This is a genomic window from Oculatella sp. LEGE 06141 (assembly GCF_015207605.1).
Lineage (GTDB): Bacteria > Cyanobacteriota > Cyanobacteriia > Elainellales > Elainellaceae > Oculatella.
The window spans coordinates 15,224-38,812 of the sequence record NZ_JADEWO010000016.1; the positions used below are offsets into that span (position 1 = coordinate 15,224).

The 23,589-nt window shown below is 43.2% G+C and carries 20 protein-coding genes; all 20 read left to right on the forward strand.

Going from position 1 to position 23,589, the window contains the following annotated elements; translation table 11 throughout:
- Positions 1-592: 592 nt before the first annotated feature.
- Positions 593-1,021 carry a hypothetical protein gene (locus IQ268_RS13115; protein WP_193879546.1) on the forward strand — a complete coding sequence of 143 codons (429 nt, stop codon included), beginning with the start codon at positions 593-595 and terminating at the stop codon, positions 1,019-1,021.
- 175 nt (positions 1,022-1,196) lie between these two features.
- Positions 1,197-3,014 carry an ABC transporter ATP-binding protein gene (locus IQ268_RS13120; protein WP_193879369.1) on the forward strand — a complete coding sequence of 606 codons (1,818 nt, stop codon included), beginning with the start codon at positions 1,197-1,199 and terminating at the stop codon, positions 3,012-3,014.
- 309 nt (positions 3,015-3,323) lie between these two features.
- A complete protein-coding gene (locus IQ268_RS13125) occupies positions 3,324-3,941 on the forward strand; it encodes a DapH/DapD/GlmU-related protein (RefSeq protein WP_193879372.1) in 618 nt (205 codons plus the stop codon).
- A gap of 961 nt (positions 3,942-4,902) precedes the next feature.
- A complete protein-coding gene (locus IQ268_RS13130; RefSeq protein ID WP_193879374.1) occupies positions 4,903-5,874 on the forward strand; it encodes a glycosyltransferase family 2 protein in 972 nt (323 codons plus the stop codon).
- Between the two features lie 38 nt (positions 5,875-5,912).
- The gene (locus IQ268_RS13135) at positions 5,913-6,917 is read left to right on the forward strand and encodes a polysaccharide pyruvyl transferase family protein (protein WP_193879377.1); all 1,005 of its coding nucleotides are present in this window, start codon (positions 5,913-5,915) and stop codon (positions 6,915-6,917) included.
- A 41-nt stretch (positions 6,918-6,958) separates the two neighbouring features.
- On the forward strand, positions 6,959-7,786 hold the full coding sequence (locus tag IQ268_RS13140; RefSeq protein ID WP_193879380.1) for a class I SAM-dependent methyltransferase: 828 nt from the start codon (positions 6,959-6,961) through the stop codon (positions 7,784-7,786).
- Positions 7,787-7,824: 38 nt separating this feature from the next.
- Complete coding sequence (locus IQ268_RS13145) at positions 7,825-9,042, forward strand: glycosyltransferase family 4 protein (protein ID WP_193879383.1); 1,218 nt, start codon at positions 7,825-7,827, stop codon at positions 9,040-9,042.
- Between the two features lie 4 nt (positions 9,043-9,046).
- Positions 9,047-9,955 (forward strand): hypothetical protein, encoded by a 909-nt coding sequence (locus IQ268_RS13150; protein ID WP_193879386.1) that lies wholly within the window; start codon positions 9,047-9,049, stop codon positions 9,953-9,955.
- A gap of 1,263 nt (positions 9,956-11,218) precedes the next feature.
- A complete protein-coding gene (locus IQ268_RS13155; RefSeq protein ID WP_193879390.1) occupies positions 11,219-11,581 on the forward strand; it encodes a hypothetical protein in 363 nt (120 codons plus the stop codon).
- 140 nt (positions 11,582-11,721) lie between these two features.
- A complete protein-coding gene (locus IQ268_RS13160; protein ID WP_193879549.1) occupies positions 11,722-12,810 on the forward strand; it encodes a glycosyltransferase in 1,089 nt (362 codons plus the stop codon).
- 166 nt (positions 12,811-12,976) lie between these two features.
- Complete coding sequence (locus IQ268_RS13165) at positions 12,977-14,020, forward strand: glycosyltransferase family A protein (RefSeq protein WP_193879393.1); 1,044 nt, start codon at positions 12,977-12,979, stop codon at positions 14,018-14,020.
- Positions 14,021-14,043: 23 nt separating this feature from the next.
- Positions 14,044-15,003 carry a glycosyltransferase gene (locus IQ268_RS13170; protein ID WP_193879396.1) on the forward strand — a complete coding sequence of 320 codons (960 nt, stop codon included), beginning with the start codon at positions 14,044-14,046 and terminating at the stop codon, positions 15,001-15,003.
- Between the two features lie 22 nt (positions 15,004-15,025).
- On the forward strand, positions 15,026-16,003 hold the full coding sequence (locus tag IQ268_RS13175; RefSeq protein ID WP_193879399.1) for a glycosyltransferase family 2 protein: 978 nt from the start codon (positions 15,026-15,028) through the stop codon (positions 16,001-16,003).
- A 7-nt stretch (positions 16,004-16,010) separates the two neighbouring features.
- Positions 16,011-16,964: a glycosyltransferase family 2 protein gene (locus tag IQ268_RS13180; RefSeq protein WP_193879402.1), complete on the forward strand. Its 954-nt coding sequence runs from the start codon at positions 16,011-16,013 to the stop codon at positions 16,962-16,964.
- A 31-nt stretch (positions 16,965-16,995) separates the two neighbouring features.
- Complete coding sequence (locus IQ268_RS13185; RefSeq protein WP_193879405.1) at positions 16,996-17,589, forward strand: acyltransferase; 594 nt, start codon at positions 16,996-16,998, stop codon at positions 17,587-17,589.
- Positions 17,586-18,479, forward strand: a complete 894-nt coding sequence (locus tag IQ268_RS13190) for a glycosyltransferase family 2 protein (RefSeq protein WP_193879408.1) — start codon at positions 17,586-17,588, stop codon at positions 18,477-18,479. The genes IQ268_RS13185 and IQ268_RS13190 overlap by 4 nt, the downstream gene beginning before the upstream one ends.
- Positions 18,476-19,717 carry a glycosyltransferase family 4 protein gene (locus tag IQ268_RS13195; RefSeq protein WP_193879412.1) on the forward strand — a complete coding sequence of 414 codons (1,242 nt, stop codon included), beginning with the start codon at positions 18,476-18,478 and terminating at the stop codon, positions 19,715-19,717. The genes IQ268_RS13190 and IQ268_RS13195 overlap by 4 nt, the downstream gene beginning before the upstream one ends.
- A 28-nt stretch (positions 19,718-19,745) precedes the next feature.
- Positions 19,746-20,873: a glycosyltransferase family 4 protein gene (locus IQ268_RS13200; RefSeq protein WP_193879414.1), complete on the forward strand. Its 1,128-nt coding sequence runs from the start codon at positions 19,746-19,748 to the stop codon at positions 20,871-20,873.
- Between the two features lie 33 nt (positions 20,874-20,906).
- A complete protein-coding gene (locus IQ268_RS13205) occupies positions 20,907-22,154 on the forward strand; it encodes a glycosyltransferase family 4 protein (RefSeq protein ID WP_193879417.1) in 1,248 nt (415 codons plus the stop codon).
- A gap of 269 nt (positions 22,155-22,423) precedes the next feature.
- Positions 22,424-23,584 (forward strand): hypothetical protein, encoded by a 1,161-nt coding sequence (locus tag IQ268_RS13210; RefSeq protein WP_228035332.1) that lies wholly within the window; start codon positions 22,424-22,426, stop codon positions 23,582-23,584.
- Positions 23,585-23,589: the final 5 nt, after the last annotated feature.

The following is a 23,589-nucleotide window of genomic DNA, read 5'->3' on the forward strand; positions in this document are numbered from 1 at the left end:
TGGTATTTGTCCCCCAAATTCCCCAGTTTTGGGGAACTTCCAGTCCAGTTCTCCAAAAATAGAGGGCAAATTGGGTAACAATCCTGATCTTTAATGCATCTTGGTAAAGATAGCTCACTCGCCTGATAATTCAATGGTTTTGAGGATTTTTGGTACACGAGTAATGTAAGATTTGGGTGCTTAATTGGCAGAGGGATAAAACTTGCATCACTGCCTATGCAATTGTCCTTTTGAGGAAGAAGTTAGGCGATCGCGCACTTAATAGTTTTAATTGTTGCAGTTCTTTAAGTTGGCTAAAATATCTGAAAATGAAGCGACTACAAACTCATAAAAAGAACTCGTAAATACAGCTAATTTGTGCTGATTTTGCTTTGACTTCCTGTAAAAGGAAATAGATGAGAGATAGCATAATGAGTTCCAACCATTAATTTCTTAAACTAAGCCTAGTTCAAGCGTATTGAATCGTTCTCAATACTAAAGCAACATCTAAATAGTTCATTTCCTAAGGAGTTGGGCTTCGATGGTCAGTTGATCTCAGTCCCTCCACCGTAACCTTCTTCTCATGTCTTTCATTGGAAAAGAGGAGGTCGAATTGCAGAGAAGGTGTGACCGAAATCGAAAGCGCTCTAAGCGGCGAGCTATATTTTGTCCTGCCCACAATTGTTATTTAGATAGCGTTAGTCAAAAGTATCCTTTGTTTGCCGATCGCCCTGGCCAACTACAGCAGCGTGGAGTGAATCGGCGCGATGCATTAATGCTCATTGCCAATCAAACGGCTGTTTCAATTAATGGAGAGTGGCTCGAATCCTTTTGGTGTAAGGAGTGCCAGGAAACCAAGTGGTATCACGTTAAAAAGGAAGGCGATCGCGCCTATGAGGTGAGGATTGCACCACAGGAGTTGTGGCAGCAAGTTCATGGGGTAATTCAACCGCTGGGTAACCCTTCGGTTAGTGAGTTTACTCGGCGGCATTCTCGAATGTTAGGATTCAACGGAGTTAAGGACTTTCGGTTTGTAGTTTGAAGTGCAACGTTTAGAAGCAGACTGCTTGAGAGACAATCGAGTTGTGCATACGGATAGCTCCTTCATTTGAGGGAGCTATTTAACTTTGTTGGTGAATAGAAAAAGCAACAACCGAAACTATTGGTAGATAAGGTGTATTTGGTAAAGCCATAACACACCATCAAACAAGGATTAGATGATTGTGAAACAACTTAAGGCGACTTTGAATTCTCCTGCTTATCGTTTAATTAGCGCTACAGCTTGTCGAAATTGGTCGCTATTAGCAATAGTTTTACTTACTAATTTATTCAGTGCTCTATTAGAAGGCAGTACTCTTGGAGTTATTTATCTAGCGATTTCTCTGCTTTCAGATAGTCAGAAGCAGCAGTTCCCTCCATTGTTGGAGCGCCTGCTATCAATTGTATCCTTACCAAATGAAATTCTATTTCTGGGATTGCTAGGGCTTGCTGTAGTGTTGCAGGCTTTGTTGGCGCTAAGCAACTATGGCAACAAGGTGAGTGCAGCCTATCTATCAGCTCGGGCACAGCCTCAAGTGACAGGTCGAGTGTTTGAGCAAATTATGTCGTTTAGCTTTGCCTGTGCCAGTCACTATAAAATTGGCGACTTACTAAATTTTGCTAACAGTGCAGCGAGCAGTGTTAATAACCAGATTCAAACTCTGAATGGCTTAATTGTTAGTTTAACGTTCAATATTGTTTATGCCGCCATTTTAGTTAGTCTGTCACCCCTTTTAGCCGTAGTCGCTGTTGTTCTAGCCGTTGTCATGGTCATTATCCAGCGGCAGTTGCTGCCCCGTTTAAGAGCTGCGGCTCATCGACTGAACTCTGCTCAAGTAGAACTAAGTAAGCGGATGACAGAAAATATTCAAGCGCTGCGATTACTTCACACCTTTGGAACTCAGCAACGAGCAACAGATGAAGTCACGCTATTGTTACGAGATGTACAAATCCAGCTACAGCAAAGGGCGCGAATATTCTATCTGCCGGAACCAATCTTAGATATATTGCCTATCTTGTCTCTGGCAATTTTGGCGGCCTTATCCTTTAGCATGAGTGATACACCGGAAACGATTTTGCCGCTGTTGGTGACATTTCTGCTAGCGTTGCAACGACTATCGATTCGTTTGCGTGGCGTAGCTGGGGCCTTTACTCAATTAGCAGATAACAGCGCCAACATGCAACGACTCAACAGTATTCTGGAAACTAGCGATAAGCAGTTTGCCTTGGTTGGACGTGAGACGTTTGAGTTTCTCCAAACGGATATTTGCTTTGAGGACGTAAGTCTCTCATATACTGCTGATCAGTCCCTAGCTTTGCAGAACGTGAATTTTAGAATTCCCAAAAACCAGGTAACAGCACTAGTAGGGCAATCGGGGGCTGGAAAGTCTTCGATTGTAGATCTGTTAATTGGACTATATCAACCAAGTCTAGGCCGTATTGCAGTTAATGGAAAAGACTTGCAAAATTACAATCAAGCGAGTTGGAGACAGCATATTGGCGTAGTTAGCCAAGATACATTCATCTTCAACACCAGCATTTTAGACAATCTGCGCTATGGTGCACCAGAGGCAACGTTTGAGGAGGTGACAGAAGCAGCAAAAGCTGCCCAAGCGCATCAATTTATCTTAGACTTGCCAGATAGTTATGAAACAACGGTAGGTGAGCGAGGTTACCGCCTATCAGGAGGACAACGGCAACGTCTAGCACTCGCTAGAGCAATTTTGAAGCAGCCTGAGATTTTGATTTTGGATGAAGCAACCAGTGCATTGGATAGTGAATCAGAGCGATTGATTCAGCAGGCCTTAGCCGAATTTCAACAGAATCGAACCGTGATAGTAATTGCCCATCGCCTATCAACAATTGTTGCAGCAGATCAAATTGTAGTTTTGGAAAAAGGACAATTGGTAGAACAAGGAAGCCACAGAACTTTGATACAAAAACAAGGGCGTTATGCTCACTATTGGAATTTGCAAACTCAAGAAATAGCTGTTTGATATACAGGTCGAATGGTGAACAAACTAATGCTTCTTGAATTTCTAATAATGTCGTTTTTATAAAGTTTGACAGGAGTAAGTAAAAATGTAGTTAAAGAGCTTTTGATTTTGCTTGCTCTTGCATTAGTTGATTTACAAGGATCATATTTTTCTATAGCTATTTCTTTTATCAGTCACAATAGGGAATAGAGAAAATGCTGAAATCGTTGTAAAGATGTCAAGTTTATCTAGTGAAAAATATGTGGGAACTTTGTTTAAGTCGTGTGATGCTCTGCTACGTCAAATCATGTTTTAGGAGAAAAAATTGGGATGATCATTCTTCTTCAATCGGTTAGGGATTGCTTAGTCGATAAGCTATATCAATGGCTGCTTCTAGCTGAACAGCGCCATACTATCAACAAGAATGAAAGATGGGTATCCAAACTGAAGAAACGAGGACAAAATCTACACATTTTTGGTTCAGTTTATGTAAGTGGTGCAGAGCATATTGAAGTTGGTAATAACGTTCATATTGGCGAAAATACATTTATTCGAGCCAGTGGAGGTTTGAAGATTGGTAATAACACATTCATTAGTCGAAATCTAGTGCTGTATACAGTTAATCACCAGTATCACGGCAATCACCTTCCTTTTGATGCAACTTCAGTCAAAAAGCCTGTTGAAATTGGACATAATGTATGGATTGGTATGAATGTTTGCATTACTCCCGGAACAAAAATTGGCGATGGTGCAATCATTGGTATGGGAGCAGTGGTTTCTGGAGAAGTCCCTCCTCTGAGTATTGTAGGCAATCAAAAATTTCGGATTTTAGGGTATCGTGATTCAGAACATTATCAAAACCTTGTAGCAAAAGAACTATATAAAGGTGTAAATGATATTACTTCAAAAGAGCAGTTTGATGTGTTATATGAAATTCCTAATCGTTAAAATTATTTCTCTCCAGAATTTACAGTTTAGATTGTGTGTCTGTATTAATTATTAATTCAAAGTTTGGGCAACTTGGAAACAGCTTATTACTAAATTCACATGTAATTCTTTTGCTATTGAATACAAATCGGCTGTTACCAATATTCCTTTCGATGATTGCTCAAAGTTTTTTTGTATTTACAGTAAACAATTTTTTGTGTAGTTATCCTAGTACCTCTCTTTCAATTCTTGCAATATTAATTAAGAAATTCAAGCTTAGAGGAAAAATCACTTCTACGTCACGAAAAGCCATTTCAGAACTAAAAATGTAATGGATTACCAACTGACTAAATGAGAATATTGCTACTGTTAATCTTTACTTCTCGGAAGAATTGATTTTAGAAGTCCCATTTTTTTGAACTTGCTAATCACTAAAAGGATAATTACATTGACAGGTTGATGGTTTCGTTTACCTGAAAAGGTTGGGAAGCATAGTAATGCAATTCGGTTTTATTTCTCTTCATTACTGAAATTTCCAAGATGGCGTTAAAACCTCGCCCAAAAAGCTAGAAATCAATCAGAGATTCTCGTTGGAGAGTGTATTTGCCAAGGAGTCTATAGTAAATGGAGAAAAGGTCAGTTTTTCTATAGTTCATTTGCTTATTTGAGGCTTATAGATCGGATCTCTGAAATGTTCTCCACTAGGAAAATTTCGTTTTTAATTGTTCCACACACCACAAGAATATTTTTTCAAATCCCGTTTAGATGACACGTTTAGGACAGGGCATTTAATAGAAGACTGCTATTTGCTTGCTGAATGTGATTGTATTGTAGGACCTCCAAGCAGTTTTTACCCTGTGGGCAGCTTCTATGGAGAGAAACCTACCATGTCTACGATATAGAGTGTTCACCTCAATTTGAGGATTTCAAGTTTCAAGAAGATTTATTGTACAAATCTTAATTTGGAAAGACTTTAAAGTAGATGTTGATTTTACAAGATTCTCAACCTCTTATAAGTGTTGTAATTCCTTGTTATAACACTGACCAGTTTATTGGAGAAGCGATCGCCAGTGCTCTCAATCAAACCTACCCAAATGTGGAAATCATTGTGGTTGACGATGGATCGAGCGATCGCAGCTTAGAAGTCATTCAATCCTTTGGCGATCGCATTCGGTTCGACAGCATCAACCATCGGGGTGCCTGTGCAGCTCGCAACCGGGGTTTAGAGTTGAGTAAGGGGGAATATATTCAGTTTCTAGACGCTGATGATCTCTTATTACCTACTAAACTCGAACGACAAGTTCCGTTACTAACTTCTGGTGAAGCAGACCTTGTTTTTTGCAAGGGTTACATCTTTGGTGATGGTCGTCCGACACGTCCTAAGAAAAGCCAAATTGAATCCCCCGTTGGAATTGATCCGTTTGTCTACTGCTTAAACCAAGGACTAAGTACAGAAGGTCCATTGCACCGGAGGAGCGGTATTGAGAAAGTAGGCCGGTTTACGGAAGGATTACTCCGTGCTCAAGAGTATGATTTGCACCTTCGGCTTGCTGCAACAAACATCAGACTACGTTTGTTGAATGAACATCTTTACAAGCATAGGAACCACGATAATTCCTCAAGGATTACAAAGTCTAAACTGTCGCCAGATCATCTGCTCCAGCTCTTTCTAGATCTTGAAACAAGATTAATGGCAGGGGAACCATATGAAATGTCAAAGGAGCGAGTTCAAGCTCTTGCAAGTAAGATTTTTCAGCACTCAATATACGCTTTTCGCAACGGTTGTGAGGAAACTGCATTAGAAGGTTTTGATAGAGCAAGAAAGCGTTCTAAGAAATTTGATTATGCAGAGCGAAGTTGGTACAAAGGCTTGGCAAATTTCGTGCACCCCCTATACATTGAACGTTTCCTTAACCAGGGACGAATGTATAGAGAACTTTTCTTAAAGAGCTAAGGCTTCAGTTATTTATTCAGAGAAATAGGTAAAAGATAATGACTTTACGTGGTGCTGTTTTTGGTTGGTATCACAATCAAAATGCTGGGGATGATCGTATTGCTCAATGTATTGAAATGTGGTTGGATGACCATCAACTAACCTTTCTACCTCATACTGAAACTCCTCCCATTGAGATATTACAAAGGAGCGATTATGTCATTTTGGGAGGCGGCAGTATCGCGAACCAGGTTTACGGCGCATTCAAAGATATGCGCAGATGGATAGCTAAGGTGGAAATTCCTGTATTTGGTGTGAGCTTAACTGTTAGTCAACATGAAGCCTTTAAGTATGAACTCAGCAGCATTTCGCAAACTGGAGGATTAATTTGGACGCGTGACCGCAAAACATTAGAGTGGCTTAATTTCAAAGATGATGATGTTATCTTTGGACCGGATATTTCGTGGCTGTATCCACGATACTTTCCCCATGAAACTCGTCATGATCTTGTTGGAGTGAATTTTCGCCCCTGGGATAAAGTGCATTGGGAACCCCAATCATGGAATATCGCTCTTAAGCAAAGTTTGGGAGACACAGCGATTTCATGGCCCCTTTGTTTTGGAAAGGATGCAGATTCAAGCATTCTCAAGGAAATACTCAAAGTAAATCCCTGCTCTGCTGAATTTGATCCAACGGTACCAAGCCGAAGCAAGTTGGTTGTTGCAATGCGGTATCACGCAATCATTTTTGCGATCCAGGCTGGCACTCCATTTATTGCCATTGATAACACCCGAAAAGTTAGAGATTTATTGGAGCAAGTTAACTTACAACATATCTCAGTTCCATTAAATGATCCTAGTCAATTCACGCCTATGCTGGATTACGTTAGCAAGAACATTGATACTTCATTGCTAACGCAAATCACTCAAAAGATGACAACTCAGACTTGGGAAGTTGCAAATCATGTGAAACAGAAAATAGAAGAATCTGCTTATATTTATCGAGAACGTAGAAAGAGATTAATCTTCAGAATTAGTCAGAAATTAAGCAAATTGACTTCTTGAGGCTCTAAAGAATTTTAGAAGAACAGATAAGGTATATAGCTATGGCAATCAGTTTGCAAAAGAGAGTGAACACTATAACCTCCTACATTGTTCGACCCTATACCTACCCCTTTCTACTGCGTTTAATTAAAACCACGCTCTTTGGCGGCTCCACGTCGCTGGATCACACCCAAGATAAGGCCACTATTTGGTGCCGGAGACGAGCAATTAATACAACAGAAGCTATTCACAAAATTACGGGTTGTGAATTATTAGCTCCAATCAGTTGTACTTTTGAATCTATCTTTAAACAAGCAGAGTCTAGGATTAGCCAGTGCCCACAAAAAATGGGAGGTGCAGGCAACCTTGATTTAATTTATTCTATTGCTCACTATCTTAAAGCTGTACGGGTAATTGAAACGGGAGTTGCTTACGGTTGGTCATCCTTAGCAATTTTATTAGCTATTTCAAAGCAATCATCTCCTTGCCTTATAAGCACAAACTTACACTATTCACGCTATGGAGACGATAGCTACGTCGGTTGCGCTGTTCCAAATGACTTAAAGCAATTTTGGACTATCTTGCGAGAAGCCGATCGCATTGCGCTGCCAAAAGCGTTAGCAATGTTTCCTGAGTACGACTTGTGCCACTATGACAGCGATAAAACTTACGGTGGAAGAATTTGGGCTTATCCATTGCTATGGCAGTCTTTAAGGATTGGGGGCTGCTTTGTTTCAGACGACATTGGCGACAACCTCGCATTTGCACATTTTTGCAAAATGGTACGAACCAACCCAATCGTTGTAAGGATGCCAAGTTCAACTGGTGAAAAGTATGTAGGCATTCTTGTCAAAAGAGACCGTCTACCACCACGCCAAATAATGTTTTGAATGTCGCACCAAATGAACGTCTAAGAATTTAAGTAGCTATGCGAATTGCATTTGTTACTCCAGAATTTGTCACTGAACCATCTTATTCTGGAGGACTAGCCAATTACCTTGGACGAGTGACCGTTGCACTTGCCGAACAAGGACATGATGTTCATGTGTTTACACGAGCGCAGCAGAATGAAACACTTAAATTTCAAGGCGTAACGGTTCATCGGGTTGTTCCCCTTTGGGATCAGCGCATGATACTTGACCATGTTGATCCACTAATTCCAAAAGTATTCTATAACCCGTACCAAGATTTCAAAGCAGCTTGGTGTTTATGGAAAAGATGGTTATCTGTTCAACAACACGTCCAGTTTGATATAGTTCAAGTTGCCAATGTGATGGCAGTTGGACTATTTTTCCGTTGGGAACGATACGTTCCCGTAGTCACTCGCATGTCTAGCTACCGCCCCTTTTGGGATACCGCCGCTGGAATTCAGCAGACCAGCGGAGTGAAGCTACGCTGGTTGATGGAAAAATTGGCAGTAAAAAGAACCCGATGGATTTATGCACCAACTTATTTTGTAGCTGGGCAGGTACAAAAGGGGTATGGCATCCCAAAAGTCAACGTGATTGAAACCCCCTTCTTTGTGGAACAACCAACCTGTGATACAGCGCTCTTTGAGGAGACAGCTAAGGGGAAATCCTACATCCTCTACTTTGGCAGAATGACACAAATGAAAGGAGTGCATATCCTCGTAGAGGCATTGCCTCGTTTGTTAAACGACTATCCGGAAATGCATGTCTTGTTCATTGGTGGGAGTGGCCCTGCCCCAACTGGCCAGCCTATGAATGAGTACATTTCTGAACAATTGCACTCCTTTGGCGATCGGGTCAAAGTTTTGCCATCCATGCGTCATGATAAGTTATACCCCTTTATTCAACAAGCAAAAGTAATTGCCTTACCGTCTTTAATTGACAATTTGCCGAACACTTGCTTAGAAGCAATGGGGTTAGGCAAAGTGGTTGTGGCAACAACAGGCTCCTGCTTTGAACAGGTCATTGAACCTAGCGTCTCTGGAATATTAGTGAATCCAGGAGATCCGCCTGCTCTAGCTGATGGAATTCGCAAAGCGTGGAACTTAAATGAGCACGAACAAGCTGAGATGGAGTTGCAGGCGCAAAACAGCATTACAAAGCTGCATCCCACTCAAGCCATTCCTCGGTTGCTTGACTATTACCAATCCATTATTCAGAACCAGCAAGCTGGGTAAATTCATGTCTTTACTTGGAGAAACAGTTTATAAGCTGAAGTCTCGCTTTCAGCATGGTTTTGGAACAGCCCACTATCAAGATATAGTTAGACCTCGCATTCTTAATACAAAACCGATCGCCAACACCACCGATCGCACCTGCGAGATTCACGTTCTTACCTATGAGAAAGACTGGCTCAATCTCATTTGGGCACTAAAAACGTTTTACTACTATTCTCAACGCCACTATGCGCTTTGCATCCACGATGACGGCACCCTAACGGCTGACAACCGAGCAACCTTGCAACATCACTTTCCCAACGCTCGCATTATCGCTCGCCCAAGCGCTGACGTTCGTGTACTCTCAGCTTTGCAATCCCATCCTCGTTGCTTAGAGTTTCGCAAAACCAATCATCTCTCACCCAAAGTGTTTGATTTTGCCGAGTATTTGGAGAGCGATCGTATGTTACTGCTAGATAGCGATGTGCTGTTCTACAAAGAACCCACCGTCCTCTTGCAGCGGCTTGAGAATCCTAATTATTCTCTCAATACTGTAAATGGAGATGTTGCAAGCGCTTACACCATTGACCCTGAAGTTGTCAAAGCTAAATGTGGGTTTGACGTGATCGAGCGCTTCAACTCCGGTCTCGGCTTAATTCATAAAGCGTCACTCAACTTAGATTGGATAGAAGAGTTTCTAAGCTTGCCCGATATCTTGGGGCACTTTTGGCGAATTGAACAGACACTGTACGCCCTCTGTAGTTCTCGGTTTGGGACCGAGCTACTTCCGCCCGAATACGATGTGCATCTTGAGGGCAGTATTAACAGCCTTCCGTGTCGTCACTATGTCGGTAAGATTCGCCATCTAATGTATAGCGAAGGAATTCGGCACCTAGTAGACAACGGCTTTCTCAAAGCTTTAAGGAATAGCTAGACGCAGCTGGCGTGCCAGTTCTAGACAGCTATGAAAGGATTTTAAGCACTCCTATGTGCTGGCAGAAACTTCTCCATTCTTAGCGCTGGTCTGAGAAGTATTAAACATTCTGCATCGGCCCCCTAAATCCCCCAATTTTGGGGGACTTCCTATCCAATTCCGTTCCAAAGTTCCTCAGTTCTGGGGGATTTGGGAGGCAGTTTGAGTTACGATTAGCACTTTTAAGACATCCTCTTAAATTTCAAATCAGCTCCAAAGTTTTTAGAGTTTGAAAATTTGGGGAACGGAGACAGCAAAATTGTTGATACTTAAACAATCCTTAAAAGAGCGATCGTTTTTATCAGTACGGTTTGCCCTTTTGCTTCATGCTTTATAAGCCTTGCTTAAGCAGTTGCAGATATTGTTTAAGCGTTTACTGATATTACTCCAGGAGTATCAGGTTATGTTTCAGCATCAACTGTTTACACTTATACATTGATGGATATTAATTAAACTTTTTAAGATATCACTGAAACGATTGTCTTCTTTTCTAACTGATTTGATATTCAAGCCTAATGCAGTGTGATGATGGAAGCTATGGTAAGCAGGAACTTAACAGTCCGCCGCTACCCGACAAAAGTACTTGTCTGTTAAACTGCTGGATCAGTGGCTGTGTTGCATACGGAAATGGCGATCGCGTTAACTCTAGTAAGGTGGTCTAGATCCCCCTAAATTCATAACAGAAATTTAGGGGGAGGACAATTAGAGATTATCTGAAAAGTATCAACCGTTCTGCATAGCCCCCCAAGTCTCCCAACCTTAGCAGGGCTAATTCATCACGGTCAGAGACAATCCAAATGCCTTGAGTTCTCGTTTTACAGAGATAAAACAGTTCAGAGAAGGGTTGGAACGGGGTCTTTGTCACGCGAAGCGCCCCCTCAATCCCCCAAATTGGGGGACTTCCGAGCATCTGTTTCAAAGTCCCCCAATTTGGGGGATTAGGAGGCGAATGCAGCCGAGTTGCCACGGTTCAAACCGTCCTCTGGAGTACTGTACGGAACCTCCACTTATGCATTACCAGCCAATTGATATCTACACTACCTGAAGCAATATTCAGAGGACTGGGTTTACCTCATCAGCTATTGCAGTGACCAGGAAAAATCTACTGAGGACAATTTCTAAATTTGATGAAGGGACACTGATTCTTCCGCATCCTCTCTAATAGAGAGGTACAAACAAACTGGTTAACCTGATCAGTGTTAATCCATCAGGGAGGCATCAATTATGTCCAGGAGAAAAAGAAGCTCTAAAGTTTTGGAAAAAGCGGAACGTCGAGCGGCAAGCTTGCGCTCCATTAATACTGCATTAGATTTAGGCAATGGTTTAAGCATTGAGGCGTATTTCAGCATGATTGAAGAAATGCGCTCAGAGCTTGCCAGCTACAATACTGCTCTTTCCGGAATCGATAAAACATATAGCAATGTTTTAGAGCTTGAGAGAAAATTAGGTGATTTCTCAGAACTGATCCTCCTTGGTGTTGCCACACGATATGGCAAAAGCAGTGATGAATATGTGATGGCAGGTGGAGCTCGTAAAGTTAGCCGCAGACGACCACTACGAGAAGTGGTAGATTCATCCAGCAGCTGACCTGCTTAATTGCAAATCACTCAATTGAAACATTAGCTTGCATTCATCAAGCTGCTTGCCCTTCTGCTATGTCCGACTGTAAAACAGCAGAAGGGCATCCTTATGTCATCTGCTCACCCTGCTGCATAACCATCAGCACCATGACTCAAAATGCCGATTCCTCTACTCTGCATGTTTTAATGATGCCGGATTATCGACCAGATAATCCCTATCAAAGCTTGCTCTCAGAAGGGTTACTAGCAGAAGGAGTTGAGAGTTCATTTCCAACAGGCTATCGGCGGGTTTTTCCAATTTTTAGAGCCATTACCTCTAGCCCGACAAAAATTGATGTTCTGCATCTCCATTGGCTCGATCCTTATACGAAAAGCAACCATCGAATTACAAAATTAATTTATACAATCAAATTTCTTATTGATATCCTGTTAACTCGTCTAGCAGGTGTAAAGGTAGTTTGGACAATTCATAATCGGATTCCTCATAACTCCAAATTTCCCAAGCTCGATCGCTGGACTCGTTGCATGTTGTCAAAACTAGTCGATCGCATCATTGTGCATCACCCGTCTGCGTTAGAGGAACTAGCTCAAACGTATCAGTTTAATCCTACTAAGGCTACAGTTATTCCTCACGGTCACTACCGACAAGTGTATGGAAATTTGAGTAACTCTTTAGAAGCAAGAGAAAAACTTGGATTACCCCTATCAGGGCGGATCTATCTCAATCTTGGAATGTTGAAACCTTATAAAGGAATTGAGCGACTGTTGGAGGTTTGGCAAAAAAATCATGAACTATTTGCCGAAGACACGCTCCTGATTGCGGGGCAAGCTTTAATTGAAGAGTATGGGCTTAAGTTATCTCAGCAAGTTGCTCAAACAAAAAATGCTATTTTACATCTTGGCTTTGTAGATGATAACCAAATCCCGCTTTATTTTAGTGCTACAGATGTGATTGTATTGCCATTTGAATCAATTCTCACGTCAGGGAGTTTGATTTTGGCCATGTCTTTCAATAAACCAATCATCGCTCCTTGCGTTCCTGGTATTCTCGAAACATTAGGTGCTGCCAATCATTTGCTTTATGATTCTAATGATCCACAAGGTTTACTGTATGCCCTTAAGGAGAGTACTCAAATTGACCTTAAACAATTGGGTGAGATAGTCAAACACGAATGCGATCAATTGGACTGGCGAGCAATTGGACAGAAGATGTTTCAGGTGTATCAAAATAGTTGAGTTGTTTTCAGCAGAGATAAACTCTAATTCAGCTTGAAATTTTACGAGGACGATCATTCCTTGGCAGTTTAATTGATTCTATTTGGAATGACTCATATCAAACCATTGCTTAAAACCAAAGCATATAAGAGGATGTGCTCGAGTTGATTACTTTCAAGATTTATCTATGAAGCCACCAAAAATCACCCTGCTTACCTGTACCCATAACGGGGAGAGAACCATTGAACAAGCTTTGGAAGCGATCGCCAATCAAACTGATGTTTCCAGGGATCTCTTCGAGGTTCTTGTAATTGACAATGCTTCTAGCGATCGCACATCAGAAATTGCAAAAACAGCTATTCAACGCCTCAACTTAAATGGACGAGTTTTGCTTGAATCCTGCATTGGAAAAATCAATGCATTTCTGAAAGGAGTGCAAGAAGCACAAGGTGAACTAATTAGCATCATTGATGATGACAATCTGATTGAGCCAGGCTTCATCCGTTATACCCTCGAAATCTTTGAACATTACCCCAACGTGGGTATGTCAGGATCCAAAAACCAGATCATTGTTAACCAACCTCTCCCGTCCTGGTTTGTATGGGTTAGCGGACGTTATGGCTGCGCTCAACCTTTTTTGGAGAACAGCGAACAAGATCCGGACGGTAGAGTAATTGCTAAAAATGGCATTATTGCTGGTGCTGGTTCAACCTTTCGAGTTAGGCCTCTCTTAAACTGTTTAGAAAAAGGATACAGCTTTTTTAATGACACTCAGCGCGGCAAGAAGATGAAGGTAACTGGTGAAGATACTGAACTTTGCTGGCTGATACGTAGTCTTGGTTACCGATTTGCCCACGATCCACGTATTCAGATTCGTCATGTAATTAAAGCAGATCGTTTGGAGCTGCAACATTTTGAAGTTCTGTCTAAAACAATCGGGGCGGGAAGCATTGGCGTTGATCCCTTTATGTTTACTCATAAACATAAAGGTAGACAGTTACCTATTCAATGGACGTGGCAGTGGCAATTGCTATCAAAGTTGAAACGTTATTTTAGCTTAATAATTCTTCAAAGTTTTAGTAATATAGACGAGGAGCAAAAATTTAAGAATTGGAGGGATAAATTAGAGTGCATGGGCGCTATCCAGCGAATATTGTATGAACGGAATAAATACACTAAGCATATTCGGCAGGTAGCATCTGGGGAGTGGACTGAGTTCCGGGTTCAGTAGATGAGACTTTGAGAACTAATCCAATGAATCAATCCCCTATTGTCAGTATTCTTATTCCCTGCTACAACGCCGATCGCTGGATTGCTCAAGCGATTCAAAGTGCTCTCGATCAAACTTACCCAAATAGGGAAGTGGTTGTAGTTGATGATGGGTCAAGCGATCGAAGTCTAGAAATTATCAAAAGCTTTGGCGATCGCATCCGTTGGGAAACAGGAGCCAATGGAGGTGGTAATGTAGCAAGAAATCGGTTATTAGAACTGAGTACGGGAGAATGGTTGCAATATTTAGATGCGGATGACTACTTGCTGCCTGACAAAATTGAGAAGCAAATCCAGTTTCTGACCCAGAATTCCAATGCTGATGTTATCTACAGTCCTCACATCACTGAAGAATTAGGGGAGGATGGTGTATTCCATAATGCTCCTGCGATCGCAAATCTCCCTTTACCTCATGACCTGTGGCTGCTTGCCATCCAGTGGAAATTACCTCAGACTGGAGGGCTACTGATTTGCAAACAAGCCTTGATTGACATTAATGGTTGGCGTGAAGACCTGAAACATTGCCAGGACTACGATTTATATGTTCGATTCCTGATGGCAAACAAACGATTTGCCTATTGTGAACAGGCAGGTGCAGTTTATCGCTGGTGGTGTAGTGGTACCGTTACTCGCAGAAAAATAGCCGAGATTTATCGCGATCGGCTAGGAGTACAGAATGCGATCGAATCTCATTTATCTGCAATTGGACAACTCACCAAAACGAGAAGCGATGCCATTAATCAGGCACGATTTGAATATGCTCGCAGAATTTACTCATGGGATAAGCAGTGGGCAGTTCAAGTCGCCTCAACAATAAGAAGCAGTAACCCTCAGTTTGAACCGTGTAGTCGAGTTGCTCCCAGTTTCTATCGCCGCATTTATAAAGCGATCGGCTTTACTGGAGCTGAGTACGTTGCAGAAGTGAAACGCAAGGTTTGGAAGTAACGGGTCTTGGGAGAATACATCTATGGAATTATGCGAAGTAAGAATTCCAACCTATAAACGTCCACAACTGCTCGAACGGGCACTTAACAGCTTGGTAAATCAGGACTATCGCAATTGGGTTGCTTTAGTGATGGACGACTCACCCTATCAAGAGGGTAGGTCTGTTGCTGAAAAGTTTAGAGACGAACGGATTCAGTATACTCCTAACTTAAAAAACCTTGGCTGTGCAGGAAACATTAACCGAGCTTTTACCTCGAAAAGTTTAGCGGGCGGTATGTACGCTTGTATTCTTGAGGATGACAACTGGTTAATGCCAACATTCCTTTCGGAAAATATTGCATCACTCAAAACCCATGACGTTGATCTACTCCTTCGAAATCAAGAGATTTGGCTCCAGGACAAAGATATTTCAAAAGCAACAGGCAGAACCACCCGAGGAGATTGGTTTACAAATCGCGTTTATACGCCGCTAGAATTACACGCGCATCTGTTTTATTTTGAGGGTATCTCTAATGGTGGTTTATTCTGGCAAACCTCTCTCCAATCGAACCTTCAAGTCAGCAATTGTGTTATTGATTCAGGCTTACAGGAATACTGCCGCACTCTACAAATTCACGAAAACCTGTATTTTGAACCTAAGCCGTTGTGTTATTGGTCGGAAATGCCGTCTGCTTTGTCATTAAGAAATGCCGTTGACAATCGGAGTTTTGGTCGTGGCGTTCAAACCATCAAACGCAATCTTCTAAAAAAATATGGAGAAACTATTGCTCGAGAAGTCATCCGCATTGCTGAACGCCTAGATAAGCAAACAGATTTGGAAGTTTCTTTATTGGATAGCTTATTTACAAAATATGAGTTTCGGCAGCTGAGCCTAACACAACGCGTTTACCAATATTTGAAATCTTACGCCAAATTCAAACTTGTCCAAAATCCACTTCATCTCTATTTTTCTGCCCATTCCGACGAACCAGCCTTACCTGCTAATCCCCAAATGATTTAAATCTGAGATGACAGTTCAACTTCCCATTTCTGCATTGGTGCCTACTCGCCACCGTTCATTACCTCTTGCTCGAACACTCAACAGCCTTGCCCAACAGTCATCGCAGCCTATCGAAATGATTATAGTAGATGGTTCAGACGATGATGAAACCCAACGCCTTTGCCAAAGCTCAATTCCAGGACTACTCACTCAGATTAAATATTATCGAGCAACAGAAATTGGGGCTGCAACTCAGCGTAACCAGGCGATTGATCGAGCTACGCAAGAGTTTATCTGGCTGATGGATGACGACATTTTGTTGGAACCAGAATGCTTGGCACGTTTGTGGGATGCTTTGCAGAGCAGTCCATTCATCGGTGGAGTAAACGCAATGATTACTAATCAACGTTATTTGCCACCCGGTCGTATCAGCCGCACCTTATTTCAGTTCCTACATGGGAAAGTTGAGAAGAGCTATGCTGGAAAGTGTATTGGTCCTGCGCTCAATCTATTGCCCGAAGATGATCATACATTACCTGAGATTGTCTCAGTAGATTGGCTCAATACAACTTGCGCGCTTTACCGCCGCGAGGCGTTACCCACCCCTCTATTTTCCGCAAACTTCGTTGGTTATTCGTTGATGGAAGATGTGACCCTGTCATTAATAGTAGGGAAACACTGGAAATTGGCTAATGCTCGTACAGCTCGTATTTTTCATGACAGTCAACCAGGTGACCATAAAAATAATCCAGCCATTTTAGCAAAAATGGAATTGGTGAATCGCCATTTCGTCATGACTCGAATTCTTGAACGACAAAATCTTAGAGATTACTTGAATTTAACAATACTTCAATTGTTTGAGATCGCAGCACTATTACAGGATATAAAAGGGTGGCGATCGCTCCCAGCAGTTTTAAGTGGAAAAATAAATGGCTTAGCTCAGATCTTACGAACCGAGCAGCTAGAATCCACTCCAAAATAGATACAACGACTCATCACTTAAAGAATTAATTATGCATCGTTTGATTCAAGGAATTAGTAGTCGATGGCGTAACTTTTACTACCGATTAATCGGCGTGAAGCTCAATGGTTACGTTTGGATGCAACAAATTGACATTCCTCAAAATTTCAAAAATGTTGAGATTGAAGGAGCCTGTGCCCTAGATCGAGGAGTGGTACTCTTGTGTAGCGGTGAAGCCACCTCAACTCCCAAGATCCATATCGGTGCTCATACTTATATTAATCGCAATACTTTCATTGATGCATCTTTCTCTATTACCATTGGCCAACACTGTGGCATTGGGCCAGGGTGCTATATTACCGATCACGATCACGGTTATGTTGAACTTCTACCTCCACTATCTCAACCCCTGATTTCACAACCTACTCATATTGGTAATCAGGTTTGGATTGGAGCAAATGTCACCATCCTGAAAGGCGTGACGATTGGAAACGATGCAGTGATTGGAGCAGGCAGTGTGGTAACGAAAGATATACCCGAAAGGGCTATCGCCGTTGGAGTTCCCGCTAAAGTCATTCGTTACAAGCATCAGAGCACCGAAGCCATCAGCGCTGAACTTATTGCCTCAGCCCATGAACAGCCATGAACAATTGCAATATCAGCGTTGTTATTCCCACTTATAACCGCCCCAAGCAACTCCTAGTAGCGATTGAGGAAATCTTTGCGTGTAATCCTCGACCTGACGAAATCATTGTTCACATTGATGGCAGTGATAATGTTACCGAAGCTGCATTACATCAAAGTGAGTTCAAAGATATTGTAATCATCAAAAACCCTATTCAAGTGGGGCCTGGGGGTGGTCGAAATGTAGCGATCGCCCGTGCTAAGAATACAATCGTTGCTAGCTTTGATGATGACTCTTACCCGCTAGACCCAGATTATTTTAGTCGTTTACTTCAGCTGTTTGAACAGTTCCCCAAAGCTGCCGTCATTGGAGCAGCCATCTACCATATTGGAGAAGAAGTAAAGCCCGATGAGCAAAACATACGATGGGAATCCGCCTTTGTTGGCTGTGGCTGTGCCTATCGAAAAGACATATTTTTACAAACAAATGGCTATGTCGAACTTCCTGTTGCCTATGGCATGGAAGAAGTTGATCTAGCTCTACGCCTACATCACCAAGGCTGGGGTATTCTAATTAGCCCCTGGCTCCGGGTATTTCATGATAGCAAGTTAGAACACCATAGCAGCCCTCAAGTTACCGCTGCTAGCATTGCAAATTTGGCGTTATTAGCATATTTACGTTATCCCCCTAGTCTTTGGTGGCTAGGCATTGGGCAATGCTTAAATCGAATGGTTTGGTTGATGAGGCATCAACGGTTTGCGGGCATCATGGATGGGGTGTTCACGGTACCTAGGCTCATTCGCCAACACCAACACCATCGCCAAGTCATTACATCGCAATCCCTATTGTCATATCTTCGTTTGCGCCGCAATGTTGTTTCTATTCCGCTGTCTCAGGTGTCTTGCCAATGAGCCATCCTGCTTGGATTTGCTGCCAACTAGGTGCACGGGAATATTACGCTATTCCGCGTGCTCTGCATCAAGCAAGGCAGCTTTCGCTACTGCTCACAGATGCTTGGGTTCCACCAAATTCCTTACTCACCAAGCTGCCAGGTGCATCATTCAAAGCATTGCAAGAGCGGTATCATCCTGACTTAGCGCAGGCCCCCGTTCCAGGATTCAACAACTCACTACTCCAATTTGAGTTGACCCAACGGATTCGCAGAACGGTAGGTTGGGAGCGGATGATTGCTCGAAACAACTGGTTTCAAACTCAAACCCTACGGCAGCTCAAGCAGATAGCACCCAAGTTTTCTAAATTTGGCGATCGCCCAATCCTCTTCACATATAGCTATGCCGCATTGGATCTACTCCGCTTTGCTAAACAGCAGGGCTGGTACACCGTTTTAGGGCAAATTGATCCAGGCATTGCGGAAGAAAAAATTGTGCTTGAAGAATACACCGCGCATCCCGATCTAGCACCTGCTTGGAAACCGACTCCTGACGGATATTGGGCTAGATGGAGACAGGAGTGTGATTTGGCCGATTGCATTCTGGTCAACTCATCCTGGTCAAAACAGCTCTTAGAAGAAGCGGGTATCAATGCCAATAAAGTTGAAATCGTTCCTTTGGTTTATGATCCTCCTAGTGCAGCCAGTCAGTTCCACCGCAGCTACCCGAAACAATTTACGACGGATCGCCCGTTGAAAGCGCTGTTTCTAGGTCTAGTCACTCTTCGTAAAGGCGTTGCTGCACTCTTAGACACTATCAAACGTTTGGAAGGAAAACCGATTGAATTCTGGATGGTAGGTTCACAGCAAATCACAATTCCAGTTGAATTGCAAAACCATCCACAAGTTCATTGGGTAGAGCATGTACCACGCAGCCAAACCCATCAGTACTATCAGCAAGCAGACGTGTTTCTGTTTCCAACCTTATCTGATGGATTTGGTCTAACACAGTTGGAAGCACAAGCCTGGAAGCTTCCCATCATTGCCTCTCAATCTTGTGGAGAGGTTGTAGTAAATGGCATTAATGGGCTAAGACTAAATGAAATTACGGGAGAAGCGATCGCCACTTATCTCCTCGACCTCCTAAGGTACCCCGATCGGCTGCAACAGCTTTCAGATCAATCGATTCATCCGTCTCAATGTAGCTTAAATCATTTGTCCAATAAGCTTCAATCCCTAGCGATCAAGCTCAGTAACTGATCCTCTTAAGAACAAGAAAGTGGTAAGCATGACCTCCAGGAAAATTCAAGCGGTTTTCTACTCCATCGTCCCCTCTCCTTACCAGCGGGATTTGTTCTATGAGTTATCACGATCGCCAGATGTAGATATCACCGTTCATTATTTAGAGCCTGCCAGTCCAGACTCTCCTTGGCCAGAGAAACCCTTACAGCCCTATGAACATATCCTGCCTGGAACTTATCTTTCCTGGGGATTGTCACGCTTTCATCTAAACTGGCATTTGCCGAACTTGAATCAAGCGGATGTCATTGTTCTCAATGGGTATCAGAATTTGACTAGCCAACTGATCCTGCACGGCTGGGCCAATCGGATTCCCTGTATCTTCTGGGGAGAGAAGATGGTTGCGGGTGCCGACGGGCTAAAAGGAAGGCTCCAGCAAGTTCTGGCTCAAGGATTGGAGCAATGCCACGCGATCGCCGCCATTGGTACCCGTGCCGAACAGGATTATCGGCAACGGTTTCCTGGCAAACCCGTTTACAACATTCCTTATTACTGCGATCTCTCAAAATTTGCAGTTGACATCCCACAACGGCCTCGTGACCCAATCACAATTCTGTTTTGTGGTCAAATGATTGAACGTAAGGGTGTTGATCTGCTGCTCACTGCGTTCGATCGACTCATTCAATTGGGTCTAAATGCCCACTTGCTGTTGGTAGGGCGAGAAGCCGAATTACCCCACATGCTGGAACCACTACCTGATGAGACGCGATCGCACATTAAATATGTGGGCTTCCAAGATCCAGATAGCTTGCACCCATTCTTCCGGCAAGCCGATCTCTTCGTCCTTCCCAGTCGCTATGACGGTTGGGGTGTAGTTGTCAATCAAGCGCTGGGGGCCGGATTACCGATTATTTGTTCCGATGCCGTTGGAGCAGCATATGACATCATTCAACCGGGAGTTAATGGACATATTTTTCCGGCAGGGGATGTGGATGCCTTAACAGAAGCACTCGTTCATTTTGTTCAAGATCCTCAAAGGATTCGATCCGCCAGTCAATCGTCTCAAGAAAAAGCTGCTCTATGGTCTCCTGTTGCAGGAGCTGACCGTTGGATTCAAGTTTTTCAGCATCTAACGAATCAACAAGACTTGGCGGAAACCATCTCCTGCAACGTTTGATTTATATTCATCCATCTGCTTACGAAACTCATCATGGTCGATCGCCGTTTGCGGGTTCTGTTTTTAGCCTCCTATTTTCCCAAACCTGATAACCCATTGATGGGAACATGGGCATTGGCGCAAGCACAGGCATTGGCCAAACAAGACATTGATCTTAAGGTTGTTTCGTTTACCTCATGGGTTCCCAAACTTCTGGCACAAACATCCGGTGCAAAGGCATATGCCAACTGTCCTGAACGCTACTGCTGGGATGGCAGTGTTGAAGTTGAATATCCCCGTTGGCTATATTATCCAGTCCCTCCACTCAAAACGTGGGCCTATTCTAATCCAGTCCCCTATCTAAACATGGCTTGGTGGTCGGCCCAAGAAAAGCTGCAACAGATTATTCAAGAATTTCAACCGGATGTTTTGTTTTGTCATCACAGTTTACCGAACGGTTGGATCGTCGCTCACTTGCCACCTCAGAATCGCCCCCCAATTATTACCCTAGACCATGACTTTGACGAGATTGCGGATTGCCACCATTACCCACGTCGTAAAGCGGCAATGCAGTTTGTTTCAGAGCAAGTTAGCACGATGCTGGCGGTTTCTAATCGCATGGCCAATGACTTGCGATCGCTATTTCCATCAGCCAACGTAATTACCCAACACAATGGCGTTGAACCGATTCCTGCCAGTTTCTTTCAGCAGAAACGACCTGTCGAGCTGAACGGTAAGAAGGTCATTTTAACGTGTGCTCTATTTGCCGAGCGCAAGGGCATTCCGTTACTCGTTGAAGCATTTGGCTTAATTGCGTCCCAACATCCTGATGCCATTCTCCGGATTATTGGTTCTGGGCCAGAAGAAGAAAGAATTAAGAATACTATTACAGATCTGAATCTGGCTCATCAAGTACACATGGTTGGAAAAAAGCCTCATCACGAGGTATTGCAGGAAATGATTTGGGCCGACTGCTTTGCCCTAGTTGGTTGGGATGAACCCTTTGCTACCGTTTATTTGGAGGCAATGGCATCTGGAAAAGCAATTATTTGCTGCAATGACGGTGGCATCACCGATGTCGTTCAGGATGGTGTGCATGGCTATACTGTACCGCCCAAAGATGTAAACGCGACAGCCGCTGCTCTCGATCGGATATTGAGCAACAATGCAAAATGTCACGAAATGGGACACAACGCTCAACGTTTGATTTCGGAGAAATTAACTTGGGATGCCAAGACACAAGAATTAATTCAGCTATGTAAACAAGCTGTAGATCAACCACAATCAATTGTCGCTGTTTAAAGGGTGCCAATATGTCATGGTCAGGCTATCCAACTGAATTGAAAGCTTATTCTGATCCCAAAACGTATTATCCACCTGCCCCCGCAATGGCAGGAACGGCATGCTTGTTAGCTGGGTTATTTTTAGCCTATAGCCTTTATCAATCGGAAACCACACCCGCAACTATGGCGAGGGCAGCAGCCATTCCGGTCGGGGTCAGTTTTCTGGTTAGCGTCTTCTTCGATAGCCGCAAGGGACTCTGGAATCTTTTTCGCACTGACCTACTCTGTTTGATTGGGATCTATGGACTTACCCTGGCCGAATTTCTGTTTCCCCAGGAAGAGTTTGATGCCATGACCACAGTAGCGCAAACTGCCAATTCCTTGAATATGACGCTGCTGGGAACTGCTGGATTGGCGATCGGTCGTCACCTAGTTGCTCCGAAACCAATGCAGTCGCGCTGGCTGCAGCTTCAAGAGATTTCAAATAAAGCGTTGTTTAATGTCTATGTAGTCTCAGCGCTGCTTGGTTTTCTCTACATGTTGATGTCCGTCGATTTTGATCCAGTTGCATTCATTGAGGGAATGCTAGGGCCACGATTCACAGAACCTTGGCAACGTGGAAGATTGGGGGGCTGGAACAGTTTGCTGACGGAGTTAGGGTTACTTCGTTACGTTATTCCTCCTTTAGCCGGAGTGATTTGGAACAGGCGTCGGTTTTATCCAGCTTGGCAAATGCTAATCATGGCGGCTATCTTTGCCTTGACATTATTTCACGGCTTTTCAGGTGGAACACGCAACATCTTTGTCGCTTATATCGCTACCTTCCTCATGGGATATTTGCTGACGTTACCAAAAACCACCTTTAGAAATACAGTAATTCCGATTCTGATTGCTGCCTGGATTTCTGTCTATGGCTCCTATCACATGCTGGAATTTAGAACTATGGGGCTGCGTAACTATATTGAAAATCGTGTTTATGAGAGCGAGTCTACCCGTGACACTTTGGCCGTTGATTACAACTTATCCTCCATTGGTCCCCTAGTGGATGCCATGCCAGCAAGGCATCCTTTTCTAGGAATGGAAATTATTACCTGGTCATTAGTCAGACCAATTCCGCGTGTCTTTCTTCCAGGTAAGCCAGAGGGATTAAGTGTCAGCATTGAAGAAATTGTGGGGGCGGAAGGATGGACAGTCGCCGTGACCTATCTGGGTGAAAGCTACATGATGGCAGGCTGGTTGGGCGTCATTGGCATGTCGCTCTTCCTTGGAGCACTGGCAGCTTGGTGGAATCGGATGGCCATGCGACATCAATCAGACTACGCATTGGTGGTGTATGCACTAGGCTTCTTTGCTGCAGGAATTACCATGCGGAGTATGTTTATGTTGACGACTGCAATCTTACCAGTGCTTGCATTGGTAGCGTTTCAAAAATATGGTCCAATCCGCTGATACTC

Coding starts and splice junctions, on each gene's coding strand:
- IQ268_RS13120 (WP_193879369.1), top strand. CDS start 1,197: ATGATTGTGAAACAACTTAAGGCGACTTTGAATTCTCCTGCTTATCGT.
- IQ268_RS13125 (WP_193879372.1), top strand. CDS start 3,324: ATGATCATTCTTCTTCAATCGGTTAGGGATTGCTTAGTCGATAAGCTA.
- IQ268_RS13130 (WP_193879374.1), top strand. CDS start 4,903: ATGTTGATTTTACAAGATTCTCAACCTCTTATAAGTGTTGTAATTCCT.
- IQ268_RS13135 (WP_193879377.1), top strand. CDS start 5,913: ATGACTTTACGTGGTGCTGTTTTTGGTTGGTATCACAATCAAAATGCT.
- IQ268_RS13140 (WP_193879380.1), top strand. CDS start 6,959: ATGGCAATCAGTTTGCAAAAGAGAGTGAACACTATAACCTCCTACATT.
- IQ268_RS13145 (WP_193879383.1), top strand. CDS start 7,825: ATGCGAATTGCATTTGTTACTCCAGAATTTGTCACTGAACCATCTTAT.
- IQ268_RS13150 (WP_193879386.1), top strand. CDS start 9,047: ATGTCTTTACTTGGAGAAACAGTTTATAAGCTGAAGTCTCGCTTTCAG.
- IQ268_RS13155 (WP_193879390.1), top strand. CDS start 11,219: ATGTCCAGGAGAAAAAGAAGCTCTAAAGTTTTGGAAAAAGCGGAACGT.
- IQ268_RS13160 (WP_193879549.1), top strand. CDS start 11,722: ATGACTCAAAATGCCGATTCCTCTACTCTGCATGTTTTAATGATGCCG.
- IQ268_RS13165 (WP_193879393.1), top strand. CDS start 12,977: ATGAAGCCACCAAAAATCACCCTGCTTACCTGTACCCATAACGGGGAG.
- IQ268_RS13170 (WP_193879396.1), top strand. CDS start 14,044: ATGAATCAATCCCCTATTGTCAGTATTCTTATTCCCTGCTACAACGCC.
- IQ268_RS13175 (WP_193879399.1), top strand. CDS start 15,026: ATGGAATTATGCGAAGTAAGAATTCCAACCTATAAACGTCCACAACTG.
- IQ268_RS13180 (WP_193879402.1), top strand. CDS start 16,011: ATGACAGTTCAACTTCCCATTTCTGCATTGGTGCCTACTCGCCACCGT.
- IQ268_RS13185 (WP_193879405.1), top strand. CDS start 16,996: ATGCATCGTTTGATTCAAGGAATTAGTAGTCGATGGCGTAACTTTTAC.
- IQ268_RS13190 (WP_193879408.1), top strand. CDS start 17,586: ATGAACAATTGCAATATCAGCGTTGTTATTCCCACTTATAACCGCCCC.
- IQ268_RS13195 (WP_193879412.1), top strand. CDS start 18,476: ATGAGCCATCCTGCTTGGATTTGCTGCCAACTAGGTGCACGGGAATAT.
- IQ268_RS13200 (WP_193879414.1), top strand. CDS start 19,746: ATGACCTCCAGGAAAATTCAAGCGGTTTTCTACTCCATCGTCCCCTCT.
- IQ268_RS13205 (WP_193879417.1), top strand. CDS start 20,907: ATGGTCGATCGCCGTTTGCGGGTTCTGTTTTTAGCCTCCTATTTTCCC.